The 15,931-nt window shown below is 69.4% G+C and carries 12 protein-coding genes and 5 tRNA genes; 6 read left to right on the top strand and 11 right to left on the bottom strand.

Annotated features, from left to right (window positions below; all coding sequences use genetic code 11):
- Positions 1–61 precede the first annotated feature (61 nt).
- Positions 62–703, top strand: a complete 642-nt coding sequence (locus tag ABZ826_RS14725; RefSeq protein WP_361447064.1) for a MerR family transcriptional regulator — start codon at positions 62–64, stop codon at positions 701–703.
- Between the two features lie 59 nt (positions 704–762).
- On the opposite strand, the gene ABZ826_RS14730 is transcribed toward ABZ826_RS14725, so the two are convergent.
- The 11 genes from ABZ826_RS14730 to ABZ826_RS14780 form a co-directional block, all read right to left on the bottom strand.
- Positions 763–835 (bottom strand) — tRNA-Glu (locus tag ABZ826_RS14730).
- Positions 836–859: 24 nt separating this feature from the next.
- A tRNA-Gln gene (locus ABZ826_RS14735) sits at positions 860–931 on the bottom strand.
- An 8-nt stretch (positions 932–939) separates the two neighbouring features.
- Positions 940–1,012 (bottom strand) — tRNA-Glu (locus ABZ826_RS14740).
- Positions 1,013–1,072: 60 nt separating this feature from the next.
- Positions 1,073–1,145 (bottom strand) — tRNA-Glu (locus tag ABZ826_RS14745).
- 24 nt (positions 1,146–1,169) lie between these two features.
- Positions 1,170–1,241, bottom strand: a tRNA-Gln gene (locus ABZ826_RS14750).
- 148 nt (positions 1,242–1,389) lie between these two features.
- Positions 1,390–2,085 carry an HAD family hydrolase gene (locus ABZ826_RS14755; RefSeq protein WP_361447066.1) on the bottom strand — a complete coding sequence of 232 codons (696 nt, stop codon included), beginning with the start codon at positions 2,083–2,085 and terminating at the stop codon, positions 1,390–1,392.
- Between the two features lie 54 nt (positions 2,086–2,139).
- A complete protein-coding gene (locus ABZ826_RS14760; protein WP_361447068.1) occupies positions 2,140–2,412 on the bottom strand; it encodes a hypothetical protein in 273 nt (90 codons plus the stop codon).
- Between the two features lie 335 nt (positions 2,413–2,747).
- The gene (locus ABZ826_RS14765) at positions 2,748–3,293 is read right to left on the bottom strand and encodes a hypothetical protein (RefSeq protein ID WP_361447070.1); all 546 of its coding nucleotides are present in this window, start codon (positions 3,291–3,293) and stop codon (positions 2,748–2,750) included.
- A 470-nt stretch (positions 3,294–3,763) separates the two neighbouring features.
- Entirely contained in the window at positions 3,764–5,239 is a 1,476-nt protein-coding gene (gltX, locus tag ABZ826_RS14770) for a glutamate--tRNA ligase (protein WP_361447072.1), read from the bottom strand.
- Positions 5,232–6,008: a fumarylacetoacetate hydrolase family protein gene (locus ABZ826_RS14775; protein ID WP_361447074.1), complete on the bottom strand. Its 777-nt coding sequence runs from the start codon at positions 6,006–6,008 to the stop codon at positions 5,232–5,234. The genes gltX and ABZ826_RS14775 overlap by 8 nt, the downstream gene beginning before the upstream one ends.
- A 308-nt stretch (positions 6,009–6,316) precedes the next feature.
- Positions 6,317–6,505 (bottom strand): hypothetical protein, encoded by a 189-nt coding sequence (locus ABZ826_RS14780; RefSeq protein WP_361447076.1) that lies wholly within the window; start codon positions 6,503–6,505, stop codon positions 6,317–6,319.
- A gap of 581 nt (positions 6,506–7,086) precedes the next feature.
- On the opposite strand from ABZ826_RS14780, the gene ABZ826_RS14785 reads away from it, so the two are divergent.
- The 5 genes from ABZ826_RS14785 to ABZ826_RS14805 all read left to right on the top strand — a co-directional run bounded on the left by ABZ826_RS14785 (position 7,087) and on the right by ABZ826_RS14805 (position 15,922).
- On the top strand, positions 7,087–10,842 hold the full coding sequence (locus tag ABZ826_RS14785; protein ID WP_361447078.1) for a nitrate- and nitrite sensing domain-containing protein: 3,756 nt from the start codon (positions 7,087–7,089) through the stop codon (positions 10,840–10,842).
- Positions 10,843–11,265 (top strand): roadblock/LC7 domain-containing protein, encoded by a 423-nt coding sequence (locus ABZ826_RS14790; protein WP_003966009.1) that lies wholly within the window; start codon positions 10,843–10,845, stop codon positions 11,263–11,265. It abuts the gene before it with no gap.
- Positions 11,266–11,398: 133 nt separating this feature from the next.
- On the top strand, positions 11,399–11,806 hold the full coding sequence (locus ABZ826_RS14795) for a DUF742 domain-containing protein (protein ID WP_361447080.1): 408 nt from the start codon (positions 11,399–11,401) through the stop codon (positions 11,804–11,806).
- Positions 11,787–12,368: an ATP/GTP-binding protein gene (locus ABZ826_RS14800; RefSeq protein WP_072487286.1), complete on the top strand. Its 582-nt coding sequence runs from the start codon at positions 11,787–11,789 to the stop codon at positions 12,366–12,368. The genes ABZ826_RS14795 and ABZ826_RS14800 overlap by 20 nt, the downstream gene beginning before the upstream one ends.
- 347 nt (positions 12,369–12,715) lie before the next feature.
- Positions 12,716–15,922 (top strand): nitrate- and nitrite sensing domain-containing protein, encoded by a 3,207-nt coding sequence (locus tag ABZ826_RS14805; protein ID WP_361447082.1) that lies wholly within the window; start codon positions 12,716–12,718, stop codon positions 15,920–15,922.
- The last annotated feature ends 9 nt before the right edge of the window (positions 15,923–15,931 follow it).

Below are 15,931 nucleotides of genomic sequence, written 5' to 3' on the forward strand. Positions count from 1 at the left end.
TCACTATCCAATGGTTGGATAGTGACACTGCCCAAGAGGTGGCGCAAGGGAAGGCACGGCAATGCGGCTCTCGGAACTGAGCGAGAAGAGCGGCGTCAAGACCGCGACGATCAAGTACTACCTGCGCGAGGGGCTGCTGCGACCCGGTCTCCGGGTCAGCGCGACGCAGGCCGAGTACGACGAGAGCCATCTGCGCCGGCTGCGCCTGGTGCGGGCCCTGCTCCAGGTGGGCCGCCTGCCCGTGGCCACGGCCCGCGAGGTCCTCTCCCATGTCGACGACGAGTCCCTGGGCCGGACGATCCGCCTGGGCGCCGCGCTGTGGTCCCTCCCTCACGGCCCGGACCCGGACGAGGAGGCACCGGAGACGGCGGCGGCCCGCGAGGAGGTCGAACGGCTCCTGGACCGGCTCGGCTGGGCGACCTCCCAGGAGCTGGGCTCCCTGTCCCCCGCTCATCGCGCACTCGTGTCGTCGGTGGCCACCCTCATCCGCCTCGGCTACCCCTGCGATGTCGAGTACTTGACCGAGCAGGCGCGGCTCATGCACCAAGTCGCCGTCCAGGACCTGGACATGATGGAGACACACCCCACGGAGGCGGAGCAGGTGGAGACGGCGGTCGCGTCGGCCGTGCTCTACGAGCCGTTGCTGATGTCGCTGCGCAGGATGGCCCAGGAGGAGGAGTCGGCCCGGCGGTACGGGATCTGAGGGAGCAACAGAGAAGGGCCCCTCACCGGAGTGAAGGGCCCTTATCTGTCGATCTGTTGTACCCCCGACCGGATTCGAACCGGCGCTACTGCCGTGAGAGGGCAGCGTGCTAGGCCGCTACACAACGGGGGCTTGTACTGCTGTTGCATTTCTGCGCTGGGCTACCAGGACTCGAACCTAGAATGACGGTACCAGAAACCGTAGTGTTGCCAATTACACCATAGCCCATGGTGAAGTACCCCCGACCGGATTCGAACCGGCGCTACTGCCGTGAGAGGGCAGCGTGCTAGGCCGCTACACAACGGGGGCCCTAGCGATCCTGCATCGAGATCGTGGGTGCGACCCAGATGATCTCGCGGGAAGGATCTGTACCCCCGACCGGATTCGAACCGGCGCTACTGCCGTGAGAGGGCAGCGTGCTAGGCCGCTACACAACGGGGGCGTGTTTTACAGATGAAGCTCTGCGCTGGGCTACCAGGACTCGAACCTAGAATGACGGTACCAGAAACCGTAGTGTTGCCAATTACACCATAGCCCACTGAAACGCAACCCCTGGAAGGGGCTTCATTTCTGTCTGCGCTTCCCGGCCGGATCTTTCGGCCCGCTCGGGCGGCGCAGGAAGAACATTACCCGAAGGTGTCCGGCGCTCCAAAACGGGTATTGCCCGCCAGGGTCCACGCCTCGGATCAGAGTCGGTCCGGGACCAGCAGGCCGGGCAGCTGATCGAGCCCGCTGATGCGGACGAGCTCGGGCCGCCCTCCGCGTCCGCCCCGGTCCAGCCAGATCCCCATCAGCCCCGCGGCGACCGCGCCGGCGGCGTCGATGTCCGGCTCGTCCCCCACGTACGCGACCTCCCCCGGTTCCAGCGCCAACGCCTCGCAGGCCGCGTGGAAGGCGCCGGCGTCGGGCTTGGAGACGCCCAGCTCCACGGCGCACACCACGGCCTCGAACCGGTCCCGTACACCGAGCGTGCGCAGCTTCCGGTCCTGGTTGTGGATGCTGGAGTTCGACAGCACGCCGTGCCGGAATCCGTTCGCCAGAACGTCCAGAGCGGGCAGCGCATCGGGAAAGAGCGACCAGGCGGCCTCGTAGTGGGCCGCGTGCCGGGTAAACCAAACGTCGGCCTCCTCGTCCGCCAGCGCCCGCGAGAGGAACTCCCGCACACGGTCCCGGCGCTGCCCCTGGAAGTCCGTCTCCCCCGCGGCGAACCGTGCCCAGTGCACATCGGTGATCGTCCGCCACGCGAACAGGGCCTGCTCGACGGAGCCGTATCCATCGGGCAGGCCCTCCTGTTCGAGATGCTTGCTCATGCCGACGCGGTCGGCACCCGTGTAGTCGAAGATCGTGTCATCGATGTCCCAGAGCACGGCTCGGATCGGCATACGGCCACGCTACCGCTCGCGCGGCGGGCGTCGCGGCTCCTCGGGAGACAGGGCTCAGAACTGCTGCTGGTCGACTCCCGGCGGCAGGAGGCAGGGGGTGCTGACGATGAAGACCAGAAGGTCCTTGCCCACGGACCCGACGGAGACGAACTGCTGGTCCGCCGACGTCCGTGTCAGATCGCATACCGCGCCGCGACTGAATCCCGCCTCCTGGCCCGGACGCCCGGCGAAGGGGCCGCAAGTGTTGCGGTTGGCGCGCTCAAGCTTGAAGTAGGCGGTCCCGATGGCGCCCCCGCATTCGATGGTGCGGGTGTACGCACCCTTCACCGTTCTTGGTGCTCGTCTCGGCCGTGACGAGCAGGCCGGCGCCCGCCATCGTTCTGCAGTCGACCAGGACAGCGGCTCCCGTTGATCGGTGGCGTGTTGTGCAAGGGCGACTCCGCCTCGGACGGCCTCTCCTGGATCCGTCGTCCCTGTCCACAGCCTACGAGTCCGAACGTTCAGCGCCACCAGGGCCTGGGATGTACATGTCGCCCACGTCAGCCGACTGAAAGAGCGTTCTGCTCCGGGGGTGTGGGGTTCGGGATTCAGGTGTCGCGTCGCGGTCGGGGGACTGGCGGGAGCTTGTCCGTCGTCGGTCCGGTGGCGCGCTGCCATCGATCTCACCCCGGCGTCTTGATCAACACAGAGTTCGATATGACGGGAGGTGGCGACGGCAACAGCACATAGCCCGTTTCGGGGTCTCTCGTCTCCAACGCCGATCGGTACGCATCGCTGTTCATCAGCAGCACGGAAACAGTGCGCTCGGACCCTGGCGCCGTCGTGTCGAGAATGGCGTCGTAGATGTAATCACGTGGTCCCTGACTCAGGTCGCCTCGAAGTGTGTAGTGCACGTGCGGGTCGGCGGCCGTGCCGGTGACCTTTCGCACCACCCAGGCAAGGTGATCACCGGGTGCGAGGACACAGGACACCGTGGCGATCACGTGCGCCGCCGAACGATTTGGCCTCCCCTCCAATTCGAGCACGACGTCTTTGCTCGACCTGCCGCAGACGGACCAGGAACCAGCCGACGGGCCCGGTACATCGGGCGAAGAGGCGGATGCACTCGGTCGCGACGGCTCCGAGTCGCCGAACTGTTCCAGGAGATCTTTCCAGATCCCCAGGAACTGCCCCGCCACGCCGGCGGCGAGCGCCAGGAAGGTGAGCACAGCGGTGGCCCTCCTGCCCCAGCGGCCGGCCGGCCCGTCGGCGTCTGCGGCCGGCGTTCGGCGTCGACGGAGGTGGGCGCGGTTTCCGCGTAAGGCTGGGTTCCTCCGTCGCCTCGCCATGCTGTTGGCTTCCCTTCCCAGGCGTGAGTTCGACGAGCATGGTGAAGTCGAGTACGACGGCCTCGACTTCACCTGCGATCATCCCGGCCCGGCGGGGAACCGGCAACGATTTGCCACGCACCCTTCGCGAGAACGACGCGAGAACGCCGAGGGGTCCAGCAGGCTGCGGAGCAGTGTGCCCATGTACCGGCTCCGTGCCTGCTCGCGGCGAGCCTGGAACTGTCCGGCGCTGCCTCGCAGGCGGGATCGTTGCCGGGGCTGGGTGTCAGCCGTGCGGCAAGAGTGCACCCGCATGCCGATGGGGTGGCTGCTCCGGCCGAGCAACCACCCCATCATGTGACCGGAAACCGCTACGCAGCTGCCAGCTTCGCCAGTGCCGCGTCGATGCGGGCGATCGTCTTCTCGCGGCCCAGGATCTCCAGGGACTCGAAGAGCGGCAGGCCGATCGTGCGGCCGGTGACCGCGACGCGGACCGGGGCCTGGGCCTTGCCGAGCTTCAGGCCGTGCTCCTCGCCGGCGGTGAGGATGGCCTCCTTCAGGGCGTCCGCGTTCCACTCGGCGGCGGCCAGCTTGGCGCGGGCCGTGATGAGCAGGGCGTCGGAGCCCTCCTTCATCGCCTTGGCCCAGGACGCCTCGTCCGTGGCCGGCTCGTCGAGGAAGAGGAAGTCGACGTTGGCGGTGATGTCCGAGAGGACCGTGACGCGCGTCTGGGCGTACGGCGCGATCGCCGCGAACTGGTCCGCGTCGAAGGACTCCGGGGCCCAGGGTGCGAACGGGGCCCTCAGCCAGGGGCCGCACGCCTCGGTGAACGTCTTCACATCCAGCTTGCGGATGTGCTCGGCGTTGACGTGCTCGCACTTCTTCAGGTCGAAGCGCGCCGGGTTGGCGTTGACGTCCTTGATGTCGAACGCGGCCACCATCTCCTCGACGGAGAAGATGTCGCGGTCCTCGGCGATGGACCAGCCCAGCAGGGAGAGGTAGTTGAGCAGCCCCTCGGGCAGGAAGCCGCGCTCGCGGTAGAGGTTGAGCGAGGCCTGCGGGTCACGCTTGGAGAGCTTCTTGTTGCCCTCGCCCATGACGTACGGCAGGTGCCCGAAGGCGGGGGTGCCCTTGGCGATGCCCAGCTCGATGAGCGCCTTGTAGAGGGCGAGCTGGCGCGGGGTGGAGGAGAGCAGATCCTCGCCGCGCAGGACGTGGGTGATCTCCATCAGCGCGTCGTCGACCGGGTTGACCAGCGTGTAGAGCGGGGCGCCGTTGGCGCGGACGATGCCGTAGTCCGGCACGTTCTCCGGCTGGAAGGTCAGCTCGCCGCGGACCAGGTCGGTGAAGGTGAGCGCCTCGTCGGGCATCCGGAAGCGGACGATGGAGGTGCGGCCCTCGGCCTCGTACGCGGCGATCCGCTCGGCGCTCAGCTCGCGGCAGTGGCCGTCGTAGCCGGACGGCTTGCCTGCGGCGCGGGCGGCGTCGCGGCGGGTGTCGAGCTCCTCGGTGGTGCAGTAGCAGTGGTAGGCGTACCCGCCCGCGAGGAGCTTCTCGGCGACGTCCTTGTAGATGCCCATGCGCTGCGACTGGCGGTACGGGGCGTGCGGGCCGCCGACCTCGGGGCCCTCGTCCCAGTCGAAGCCGAGCCAGCGCATCGACTCCAGGAGCTGGTTGTAGGAGTCCTCGGAGTCGCGGGCCGCGTCGGTGTCCTCGATGCGGAAGACCAGGGTGCCGCCGTGGTGCCGGGCGAAGGCCCAGTTGAAGAGGGCGGTGCGGACCAGGCCCACATGGGGGTTACCGGTCGGGGAGGGACAGAAACGTACGCGGACAGGAGTGTTAACCACGCTTGATCACCTTGTTGGTGAGAGTGCCGATGCCTTCGATGGTGACGGCGACCTCGTCGCCGACATGGAGGGGTCCGACCCCTGCGGGAGTGCCGGTGAGGATCACATCGCCCGGGAGCAGCGTCATGGCTTCCGTGATGTGGACGACCAGATCCTCGATCGAGCGGATCATGTCGCTCGTACGGCCCAGTTGGCGTTGCTCGCCGTTGACCGTGGCCTGAATGGTCAGGTCGCCGGGGTCGAGGTCGGTCTCCACCCAGGGGCCGAGCGGGCAGGACGTGTCGAAGCCCTTGGCCCTGGCCCACTGCTTCTCGCGCTTCTGGGCGTCGCGGGCGGTGACGTCATTGGCACAGGTGTAGCCGAAGATGACGTCCTTCACGCGCTCACGCGGCACTTCACGGCACATCCGGCCGATGACCACGGCCAGTTCGGCCTCGTAGTGGAGCTCGTTGGAGAAGGAGGGGTACTCGATGGCGTCGCCGGAGCCGATCACCGAGGTGGTGGGCTTGAAGAAGGCGACGGGGACGTCCGGTACCTCGTTGCCGAGTTCCGCGGCGTGCTCCGCGTAGTTGCGGCCGATGGCCACCACCTTGTTGGGAAGCACGGGCGGCAGGAGGCGGACCTTGTTCAGCGGGACCTTGGTGCCCGAGAGCTCGAACTCGGCGTACGGAATGCCCTTGATGATGTCGAGGACGAGACCATCGGGCCCCTCGCCCTCGACGGCGCCGAAGGCGACATTGCCGTCGATGGAGAACCTGGCGATGCGCACGGGTGCTGTCGCCCCTCACTTGCTGGCTGGCTGAAGACTGACGCTCCAGGCTAACGCCTCGCTCTGTGGGATTTGCCCGAAAGGAACGCCGCCCGGCGCGTGCGCCCGGCGGCACCTCACGGGTGCGCGCATGGTGCCCGCAAGCCTTCGAAGACGAGGTCCGCCCTGCCCGGACAGAGCTCGGAGCGCCGGGAAGGAGCCGCCGGGGCTCCGAGGGCGGCGTGGCGGGGACGCGGAGCGGGCGGCGCGACAGGGCAAGCCCCCGGAGCCGGGCGTCGAACGCGGGCGAGGGACGCCGCCCGCACGCGTCACTCCGCGGCTGCGGCGGGGACCGGGGCTTCCATGAGGACGGTGCGGCGGGGGTTGGCCGTCTGGGTGGGCAGGTCGACCGCGTGCTCCGGAGTGTCCGGCGTCCGCAGCTCGTCGGCGTCCTTGAGGTGCGCCAGCGTGGTGCGCCGGGGGTTGGCAATGTTGCGGAACATCATCGTCGTCTTCATCTGCCGTTCGGACCCTGTCGGTTACGGGCGCCGCCCGGAGGGGCGCCGGTTGTCGGATTTGCCATCCCTGTAAAGCGCCAGGCTAAACATCCGATTCCCTTCGGAAGCCCGGATGAGACGGCGATCATCATGTGAGTTTGCTCACGAACGCATCGACAATTACCTCATTCCGGGCGCCCGATCACCTCGGATGAAACGGACATTGCGTCACCGAATCAGCCATTCCGCTCCTGATCATGTCGACTGGGACACCCTTCGCCCTTCGCCGATTGCCCCCGAATGATGCACTTTGCCCGTGAACACGTTCCACGGCTTGTTACTCAGCCATCACAACGCGTCACCCAGGTCACAGCCCGGCACGGGGCCCTTGTTGGAGATCCGGCACTGTGCTGGAATTCCACGCACCGCCGCGGGTTTCAGGCCGGCGCGCAGAGGGCGCAACGCAGCGCCGAGTGACGGCGGGAAGGGGAAGAGCGCCGGTCACTCACGACCACCATGGGGCGGATACGACGCCCCACGACGCCGACACCGTCCCACCCGTCTCGCGCGGAGGGACGCCTGGTCCAGAGGTTGCGACGCTAGTGCAGGGACGTTTCAAGAGGGATGGCAGCGCTGCGGCGGAGCAGGAGCCGCACGGCGGAACCGACCGCGGTTCCTCGGCCCCGCACGCCCAGAACCCCGGTCCGGCCGCGGCCGGTGACAGCGGCGAGCGCGACCGGCGCCCCGGTGCCACGGCGAGCAGCGGCACCGATCCGGTCTCGTCGCTCAAGCCCCGGGGCACCGCCAGCACGGGCTCGCGCGTGGCTCTTCGCAACTGGCGCATCAGCACGCGCCTGGTCTCCCTGCTCGCCCTTCCCGTGGTCGCCGCGACCACGCTGGGCGGCCTGCGGATCAACGACTCGATGAACGACATGCAGCAGCTGGATCACATGCAGCTGCTGACCAAGATGACCAAGCAGGCGACGACGCTCGCCCAGGCGCTCCAGGAGGAGCGCGACCGTTCGGCCGGTCCGCTGTCCAATGGCGTGAAGGCCGACGACTTCAAGGTCACCGAGCCCCGCAAGAAGACCGACCGGGCGAAGACGGCCTTCCTTGAGGCGACGAACTCGATCGGCGACCCCTCCGGCGACGAGGCCCTTGAGGGCATCTATTCGAGCGTCCAGCAGATCGCCAGCCAGCTGACCGGGATCCGCGAGATCCGCAAGACGGCGTACGCACACGGCGCCCCGAGCCTCCAGACCGTCGACCAGTACAGCCAGCTGATCACCTCGCTGCTGAGCCTCTCCCAGGACATGGCGCAGGCGACCAGCAACTCGGAGATGATCAAGCGGACCCGGGCGTTGGCGGCCTTCTCCTCCGCCAAGGAGTACGCCTCGGTCCAGCGGGCGATCATCGCCGCGGCGCTGCCCGGAGGCAACGACAAGCAGCCGCACCTCAGCGACAACGACCAGCAGTTCGGCCGCGCCGCGCTGCGCAAGGAAAACACGGCTCGCCGCTCCTTCGCCGCGGTCTACGCCGCCACCGGCAACAACGCCGAAGAGCTGACCGCCACGCTGGACGACGGCAACCCGGAGATCAAGGCCGCCAACACCTACGCGAAGAAGGTGCTGGACAGCCCCTCGGGCATGACGGGCACGGCGCGGCGCTCGTACATGGACTGGTACGACCAGAGCTCCACCAAGATCCAGGCGATGAAGACCATCGAGGAGACCCTCCTCAGCGACATGGAGGGCAAGGCCCGCGAGCTCCGCGACGAGTCGAAGCGCGAAGCGATCATCAGCGGTGCGCTCATCCTGCTGGTGCTGGGCGTCTCGCTGGTCGGTGCCTTCGTCGTCGCCAGGTCGATGATCCGCTCGCTGCGGCGGCTGCAGGACACGGCTACGCGCGTCGCCCAGGACCGGCTGCCGGAGCTCGTCAAGCAGCTCTCCGAGGCCGACCCGCAGGACGTCGACACCTCGGTCGAGTCCGTCGGTGTGCACTCCCGGGACGAGATCGGCCAGGTGGCCGCGGCCTTCGACGACGTGCACCGCGAGGCCGTCCGTCTCGCCGCCGAGCAGGCCCTCCTGCGGGGCAACGTCAACGCGATGTTCACCAACCTCTCGCGCCGCAGCCAGGGCCTCATCCAGCGTCAGCTCTCGCTCATCTCCGAACTGGAGTCGCGCGAGGCCGATCCGGACCAGCTGTCCTCGCTCTTCAAGCTCGACCACCTCGCGACCCGTATGCGCCGTAACGGCGAGAACCTCCTCGTCCTCGCGGGCGAGGAGCCGGGCCGCCGGTGGACCCGCCCCGTGCCGCTGGTCGACGTGCTCCGTGCCGCCGCCTCCGAGGTGGAGCAGTACGAGCGCATCGAGCTGGCCGCGGTGCCCGCCACCGAGGTCGCCGGCCGTGTCGTCAACGACCTCGTGCACCTGCTCGCCGAGCTGCTGGAGAACGCCACGTCGTTCTCCTCGCCCCAGACGAAGGTCCGGGTCACCGGTCACGCCCTGCCCGACGGGCGGGTGCTCGTCGAGATCCACGACACCGGCATCGGCCTCTCCCCCGAGGACCTCGCGGCGATCAACGAGCGGCTCGCCTCGCCGCCCACCGTGGACGTCTCGGTCTCCCGCCGCATGGGTCTGTTCGTGGTCGGCCGGCTGTCCCTGCGTCACGGCATCCGGATCCAGCTGCGGCCCTCCGACTCCGGCGGTACGACCGCGTTGGTCATGCTGCCGGTCGACGTCGCGCACGGCGGCAAGCAGCCGGCCGCCAAGCAGGCACCGGGTCAGCAGTCCACCGCCCCCGGTGGTCTGCTCGGCGGTGGCAGCGGTACGGCCCCGGGCAACGGCGCCCGTCCGGGCCTGGGCGGCGCTCCGTCGGCCCCGGCCGGCCGGCTCGCCGCAGGGCCGGGCCCCGCGCGTGGTCAGGTCGGTACGGGATCGGGTCCGCGCGCCGCGCTGCCCTCGCGTGACGGCGGCCCCCGCCAGCCGCAGAACCAGCCGGGACAGCCCGGACAGCCCGGTCAGCAGAACCCCGGCTTCCCGCCTTCCGGGCCGGCCGGTACCGGTCCGCAGGACTTCCCGCGTCAGGAACCGCAGCGTCAGGGCGGCGGCCTCGCCGGCGCGTTCGGCAACGGTGCCAGGCTCGGTGCCCGCGGCCAGGGCGACGGAACGGGACGTACGGACTCCGGTCAGCCGGACCTGTTCAGCCAGGGACGCAACCGCCAGGACCGCAACGACCAGCAGGGCCGGTCCAACGGCCCCGCTCCGTGGCAGCCGCAGCAGGCCCGGCAGAACCCGCCCGGTCAGGGCGGCTTCCCGCAGTCCGGTGGCCCGGTCGAGCCCGGCCGTCAGCTGCCCCCGGCCGGTGGTCCGCGCGCGGAGCTGCCCGGCGGCAACCCCGTGCCGCAGCGCCCGCAGACCACCAGTTGGGGCGCCGAGGACCCGTCCGCGCCACGGCGTGCTCCGCTGGACGCCCCGCGCGGTCACGAGGAGCCCGAGACCACCGGTCAGTTCCAGCGGCCGATGAGCCCGCCGCTCACTCCGCGGCCGTCCGTGGACGACCGACAGGGACCCGGCTCCACCGCCGAGTTCGCCCGTCCCGACTTCTCGGCTCCGGCCCCGCAGGCTCAGTTCCCGCAGCCTCAGTTCCCGCAGGACGGAGCGGCGCAGGACCCGGCGAGCACCGCGCAGTTCGCCCGCCCCGACTTCGGACAGCCGCAGCCCGCCCAGGGGCGGGACCAGGGACTGCCCGCTCCGCGACAGCGCGGCCGGGACAACGGGGACTTCGATGCCCCGCGTCCGCCCGCCGGTGACGCGCAGTACCGTCCGGTTCTGCCGCCGCAGCCGCAGCCCGAGGCGCTGCCGCCCGCGGCCGGCCCCGGGGACGGTCGTACGCCGCTGTACGACACCCTGGAGACGAACTGGTTCCACGGCCCGCAACAGGGTGGCCAGCAGCCGCCCGCGGCCGAGCCGCAGTCGCCCGCCTTCCCCCAGCAGCCGGCCCAGGAGCGTCCCGCTCCCGACGGGCCGCGCCGCGGCGGAGGCGAGTCGGACGGCACCACAAGCACCTGGCGTCCGTCGCCGAACGACGAACTCGTACGGCAGGCGGAGCGGGTCAAGAAGCCCGCGGCAGGCGGAGTCACCACTTCCGGACTGCCTCGCCGGGTACCGCGCGCCAATCTGGTGCCGGGCACCGCGCAGCAGCAGAACCACCAGTCAGGTCCTCAGGTGTCGCGTGCGCCCGACGATGTGCGCGGGCGGTTGACCAATCTCCGCCGGGGCATCCAGCAGGGGCGGCAGGCCAACGGCCAGTCGACCGGCAGTTTTCCACTCGGCCCCACTCACCAGCAGGAGCGTTAGTTGAGCCCGATGAGTCAGGCCGCGCAGAATCTGAACTGGTTGATCACCAACTTCGTGGACAACACCCCCGGGGTGTCGCACACGGTGGTGGTCTCCGCCGACGGACTCCTGCTGGCCATGTCCGAAGGATTTCCGCGCGACCGCGCCGACCAGCTGGCCGCCGTCGCCTCCGGCCTCACCTCACTGACCGCGGGCGCCTCGCGGATCTTCGAGGGCGGCGCCGTCAGCCAGACCGTGGTGGAGATGGAGCGCGGGTTCCTCTTCCTGATGTCCATCTCCGACGGATCCTCGCTGGCCGTACTCGCCCACCCGGACGCCGACATCGGTCTGGTCGGGTACGAAATGGCCCTCCTGGTCGACCGCGCGGGCACCGTCCTCACCCCGGACCTCCGCGCCGAGCTCCAAGGCAGCCTGCTCCATTAGGCGGCCGTGGAGCGATGACAGACTCGATTGACCCAGGCAACGCCCTCATCCCTCGCCCGACAGGCCGCTCAGAGCCCCCACCGGCCCCATCCGACGGCAAGCAGACAACCTGCCGTCACGCCCGGAGGATCCAATGACCCCGCCACCCGCCTCACCCGATCCGTACGGCGCACTGCACCACGCGTCGTACGACGGTGAAGGCGACCAGCCGCTGGTCCGCCCGTATGCCATGACCGGCGGCCGGACCCGGCCCCGCTACCAGCTCGCCATTGAGGCGTTGGTCAGTACCACGGCCGACCCCGCGCATCTGGCGACGCTGCTCCCCGAGCACCAGCGGATCTGCCACCTCTGCCGTGAGGTCAAGTCAGTGGCCGAGGTCTCGGCGCTGCTGTCGATGCCGCTCGGTGTGGCCCGGATTCTTGTCGCGGACCTGGCGGAAGCCGGCATGGTGGCCATTCACCAGCCGGGCAATGGAGAGGCCGGCGGCACGCCGGATGTGACACTGCTCGAAAGGGTGCTCAGTGGACTTCGCAAGCTCTAGCGGCGGTGCGGCCCGAGCCACCACCTCGGCGAAGATCGTGGTGGCAGGGGGCTTCGGCGTAGGTAAGACCACGTTCGTCGGTGCCGTTTCGGAGATCAATCCGTTGCGTACGGAAGCCGTGATGACGTCCGCGTCCGCGGGCATCGACGATCTGACGCACACCGGCGGCAAGACCACCACGACGGTGGCGATGGACTTCGGCCGCATCACCCTGGACCAGGACCTGATCCTGTACCTCTTCGGTACGCCCGGACAGGACCGCTTCTGGTTCATGTGGGACGACCTGGTCCGCGGCGCCATCGGCGCCGTCGTCCTCGTCGACACCCGCCGCCTCGCCGACTGCTTCCCCGCCGTCGACTACTTCGAGAACAGCGGACTCCCCTTCGTCATCGCCCTCAACGGCTTCGACGGACACCAGCCCTACACCCCCGACGAAGTCCGCGAAGCCCTCCAGATCGGACCCGACACCCCGATCATCACGACGGACGCGCGACACCGCGCAGATGCCAAGAGCGGCCTCATCACGCTCGTGGAGCATGCGCTGATGGCGCGGCTGAAGTAGCCACAAGTCGGTATTCACATACGGCAGTTACCGTAGTCAAACGGGGGTGGACTGTGTCCTTTGACACGATCCGCCCCCGTGTTCATAACGTTTCGACAGAGAATTGTCCCGCGTTCAACACCCGATGCGTTCGATCGGTGCCACTGCGCTCACATGAGCCCCGCCTTTTGACGGGGCTCGTTCTTTATGCCCGTTTTATCTGAGGCTTGGACCACTCGGAATGGCTGGTTCCGACTGTTTGGAACGCGGCCGGTCCCCGTGCTGGAATTCGACGAACTCCCGAGTAGTACGGCCCTGAACGAAACACGGCACAACGTAGGTGCCGACGCCGAGAGGTTGTTGGTCGAGTGAGGCGAAACAACGAGGGCTCCGCGGCGCAGCTGGAGCGGGGCAACTTCACCCCGCCGCCGCGCGCCGCGGGGTCGCCTGCCGATGTGTCCGACAAGGTGGCGTCCGGCGGCAGCGTCAGCCGGCTGGCGCCGCGCAACTGGCGCGTGCCCACTCGGCTGAACGCGATCCTCCTGATCCCCGTACTGGTCGGCCTGGTCATGGGCGGCTTCCAGGTGAAGGGGTCGATCGACACCTGGGGAGAGGCGCAGGACGCCGAGAAGACCGCGCTGATCGTGCGCGCGGCCTCCGAGTACGGACAGGCCCTCCTCGACGAGCGCGACCTCACCGCTCAGCCCCTCCTCTCGAACAAGCGCGACGCCGCCGTCATCGACCGGATCCGGGCCACCACCGACGCCGCCGCGGCCACGTTCGACACGGCCGTGCGGGACATGCCCAAGAAACAGGGTCTGGAGCGGCGGCTCCGGCTGTTCCGGCTGGAGGAGCCCAAACTCCCGGAGCTGCGCAAGGCCGCCTTCGCCGAGGCCATGGACCCGGTGAAGACGGAAGAGGGCTACGTCCAGGTGCAGCACTCCCTGATGGAGTTCTGCAACGAACTCGGTCTGGGCACCGGCAACATCACCAGCTACGGCCGTACGGTCTACGCGATCGAGCTCGCCAAGGCTGCAGAATCGCTTCAGCGCTCCATCGGCATGCATCTGCTGGTGCGTCCGAGCCGGCAGAGCGCCAAGTTCGACGCCCAGGTCAAGGCCTTCGGCTCGTACAACTACCTGGAGCAGATCGCGCTCGGCGAGTTCATCTCCGGTGGCACGGACGCCGACGCCGCCCGGCTGAAAGAGGTCCTGGCCGCCAAGGCGGCCGAGGGGTCGAAGAAGCTGAAGAAAGCCAAGGAGCAGGCCGACGCGGCGGGTGTCCCGTTCGTCGAGCCGCCCAGTGTCGACGGCTCGGTCTTCGACGGCATGGCCCAGCAGATCGGGCAGGGCCAGTCCCCCGAGAAGCTGGCCGCGAAAGGCATCACCCCCGAGACCTGGATGGCGGCCGCCACCGCCAAGTTCGACGGGTACACCACGGTCGAGAACGAGCTGGTCGACAAGGCGGTGACCGACGCCGCGGACATCTCGTCCGGCGCCAGGAACGACGCCGTCGTCAACGCCGCCGTCGTGATCGTCGCCCTGCTGGCCGCCTTCGTCCTGGCCTGGCTGATGGCCCGGCAGATGAGCCGCTCGATGCGCCGGCTGCGCACCGCCGCCTTCCAGATAGCCGAGCAGCGCCTGCCGATGCTGGTCGACCAGCTGTCCCGGACCGACCCGGGACGGGTCGACACCCGTGTCCAGCCGATCCCGATCAACAGCCGGGACGAGATCGGCGAGGTCGCCCGCGCCTTCGACCAGGTGCACCGCGAGGCGGTCCGGCTGGCGGCCGAGCAGGCGATGCTGCGGGGCAACGTCAACGCGATCTTCACCAACCTCTCGCGCCGCAACCAGTCGCTGATCGAGGGCCAGCTGACCCTCATCACCGACCTGGAGAACAACGAGGCCGACCCGGACCAGCTGGACAGCCTCTTCAAGCTCGACCACCTGGCCACCCGGATGCGCCGCAACGGCGAGAACCTCCTCGTCCTCGCGGGCGAGGAGCCGGGCCGTCGCTGGAACCAGCCGGTCCCGCTGGTCGACGTGCTCCGTGCCGCCGCCTCCGAGGTGGAGTCGTACGAGCGCATCGAGCTTTCCGGGGTGCCGGAGACCGAGATCCACGGCCAGTCCGTCACCGACCTCGTGCATCTGCTGGCCGAGCTGCTGGAGAACGCCACCACGTTCTCCTCGCCGCAGACCAAGGTGCGGGTCACGGCGACCCGGCTGCCCGACAGCCGCGTGATGATCGAGATCCACGACAAGGGCATCGGTCTCACCCCGGAGGACTTCGCCGACATCAACCACAAGCTGGCCAACCCGCCGACCGTGGACGCCGCGGTCTCGCAGCGGATGGGTCTGTTCGTGGTCGGCCGTCTCTCGGACCGGCACGGCATCAGGGTCCAGCTGCGGCCCTCGGGCGAGCAGGCCGGGACCACCTCGCTGGTCATGCTGCCGGACGCCATCACCCACGGTGGCGGTGGCGAACCGGCCTCCGTGCAGGACGACTTCGCCGTCTCCTCGATCATTCCGCAGCAGCAGACCTTCGAACAGCCGGCGCCCCAGCCCCGGATGCGCACGGCGGCGGAGCTGGGCTTCGACGACTCGCGCTACGACCAGCGGTCGGGGGACCCCGCACAGCTGGACCCGGTGGGCCGCTCGCTGGTCCGTGAGGAGCGCCGGGCGGCACTGGAGGCCCAGACGGCCGGCGAGCGCCCGCAGTTCCCGCAGGAGCCGTACGCCGGGAACCAGGCCGCCGACGGCGCGTACGCCGGGGCCGGGTACGCCCAGGAACCGGGGCAGGGCCCGGGGCAGGAGCCGTACGAGCAGGAGCCGTACGAGCAGGTGCCGTACGGGGGCGGCTACGACCCCTACCGCGGTGCCGAGGGCTTCGCCGAGCCGGCCGACCATGCCCCGCAGGCCGGCTATGCGGAGGCGGCATATGGGGCCGACGAGACCGCGCAGCCGTTGTACCAGGAGCAGCTCGCTGCCCAGCCCCACCAGGACGAGTGGCCGAATCAGGGCACCTATCAGGGTGTGTACGAGCCGTCGGCACAGGTCGAAGCGGAATCTGCCCCGAGCGCCCCCGTCGAGCCGCAGGAGCGCGTAGGCTTCGACCGTCCGGGACCCACCCCGAACTCCGGCCACGAGCTGACCGAAGCCGGTCTGCCGCGCCGGGGCGGTCAGCAGCACTGGCAGCCCACCGGCCGCGGCAACAACCGGCCCGTCGCCGCGCAGCAGCCACAGCCGCAGCAGGAGGAACTGCCGCAGCAGCAGTCGCCCGCGCAGCAGGACGGTCACGGCTCCGACGACTGGCGCTCGACGAACGACGAGCGCTGGGAGCGGGCCGAGCAGCTCCGGGAGCCGAAGGCGGGCGGGATCACCCCGTCCGGACTTCCCCGGCGGGTGCCCAAGGCCAATCTGGTCGAGGGTACGGCGGAGCAGACCCTGCAGGACGGCCCTCAGGTCTCCCGCGCCCCCGAGGACGTCCGCGGCAGGTTGAGCAACCTGCGGCGGGGCGTGCTGCGGGGACGTAACGCGGGTACGGACGCAAGTAATACCTACAACCAGGAGCGTTAGTGTGAGCCC

Origin of the sequence: Streptomyces sp. NPDC047515 (assembly GCF_040643055.1) — a bacterium.
In the GTDB taxonomy this organism is placed as follows: domain Bacteria; phylum Actinomycetota; class Actinomycetes; order Streptomycetales; family Streptomycetaceae; genus Streptomyces.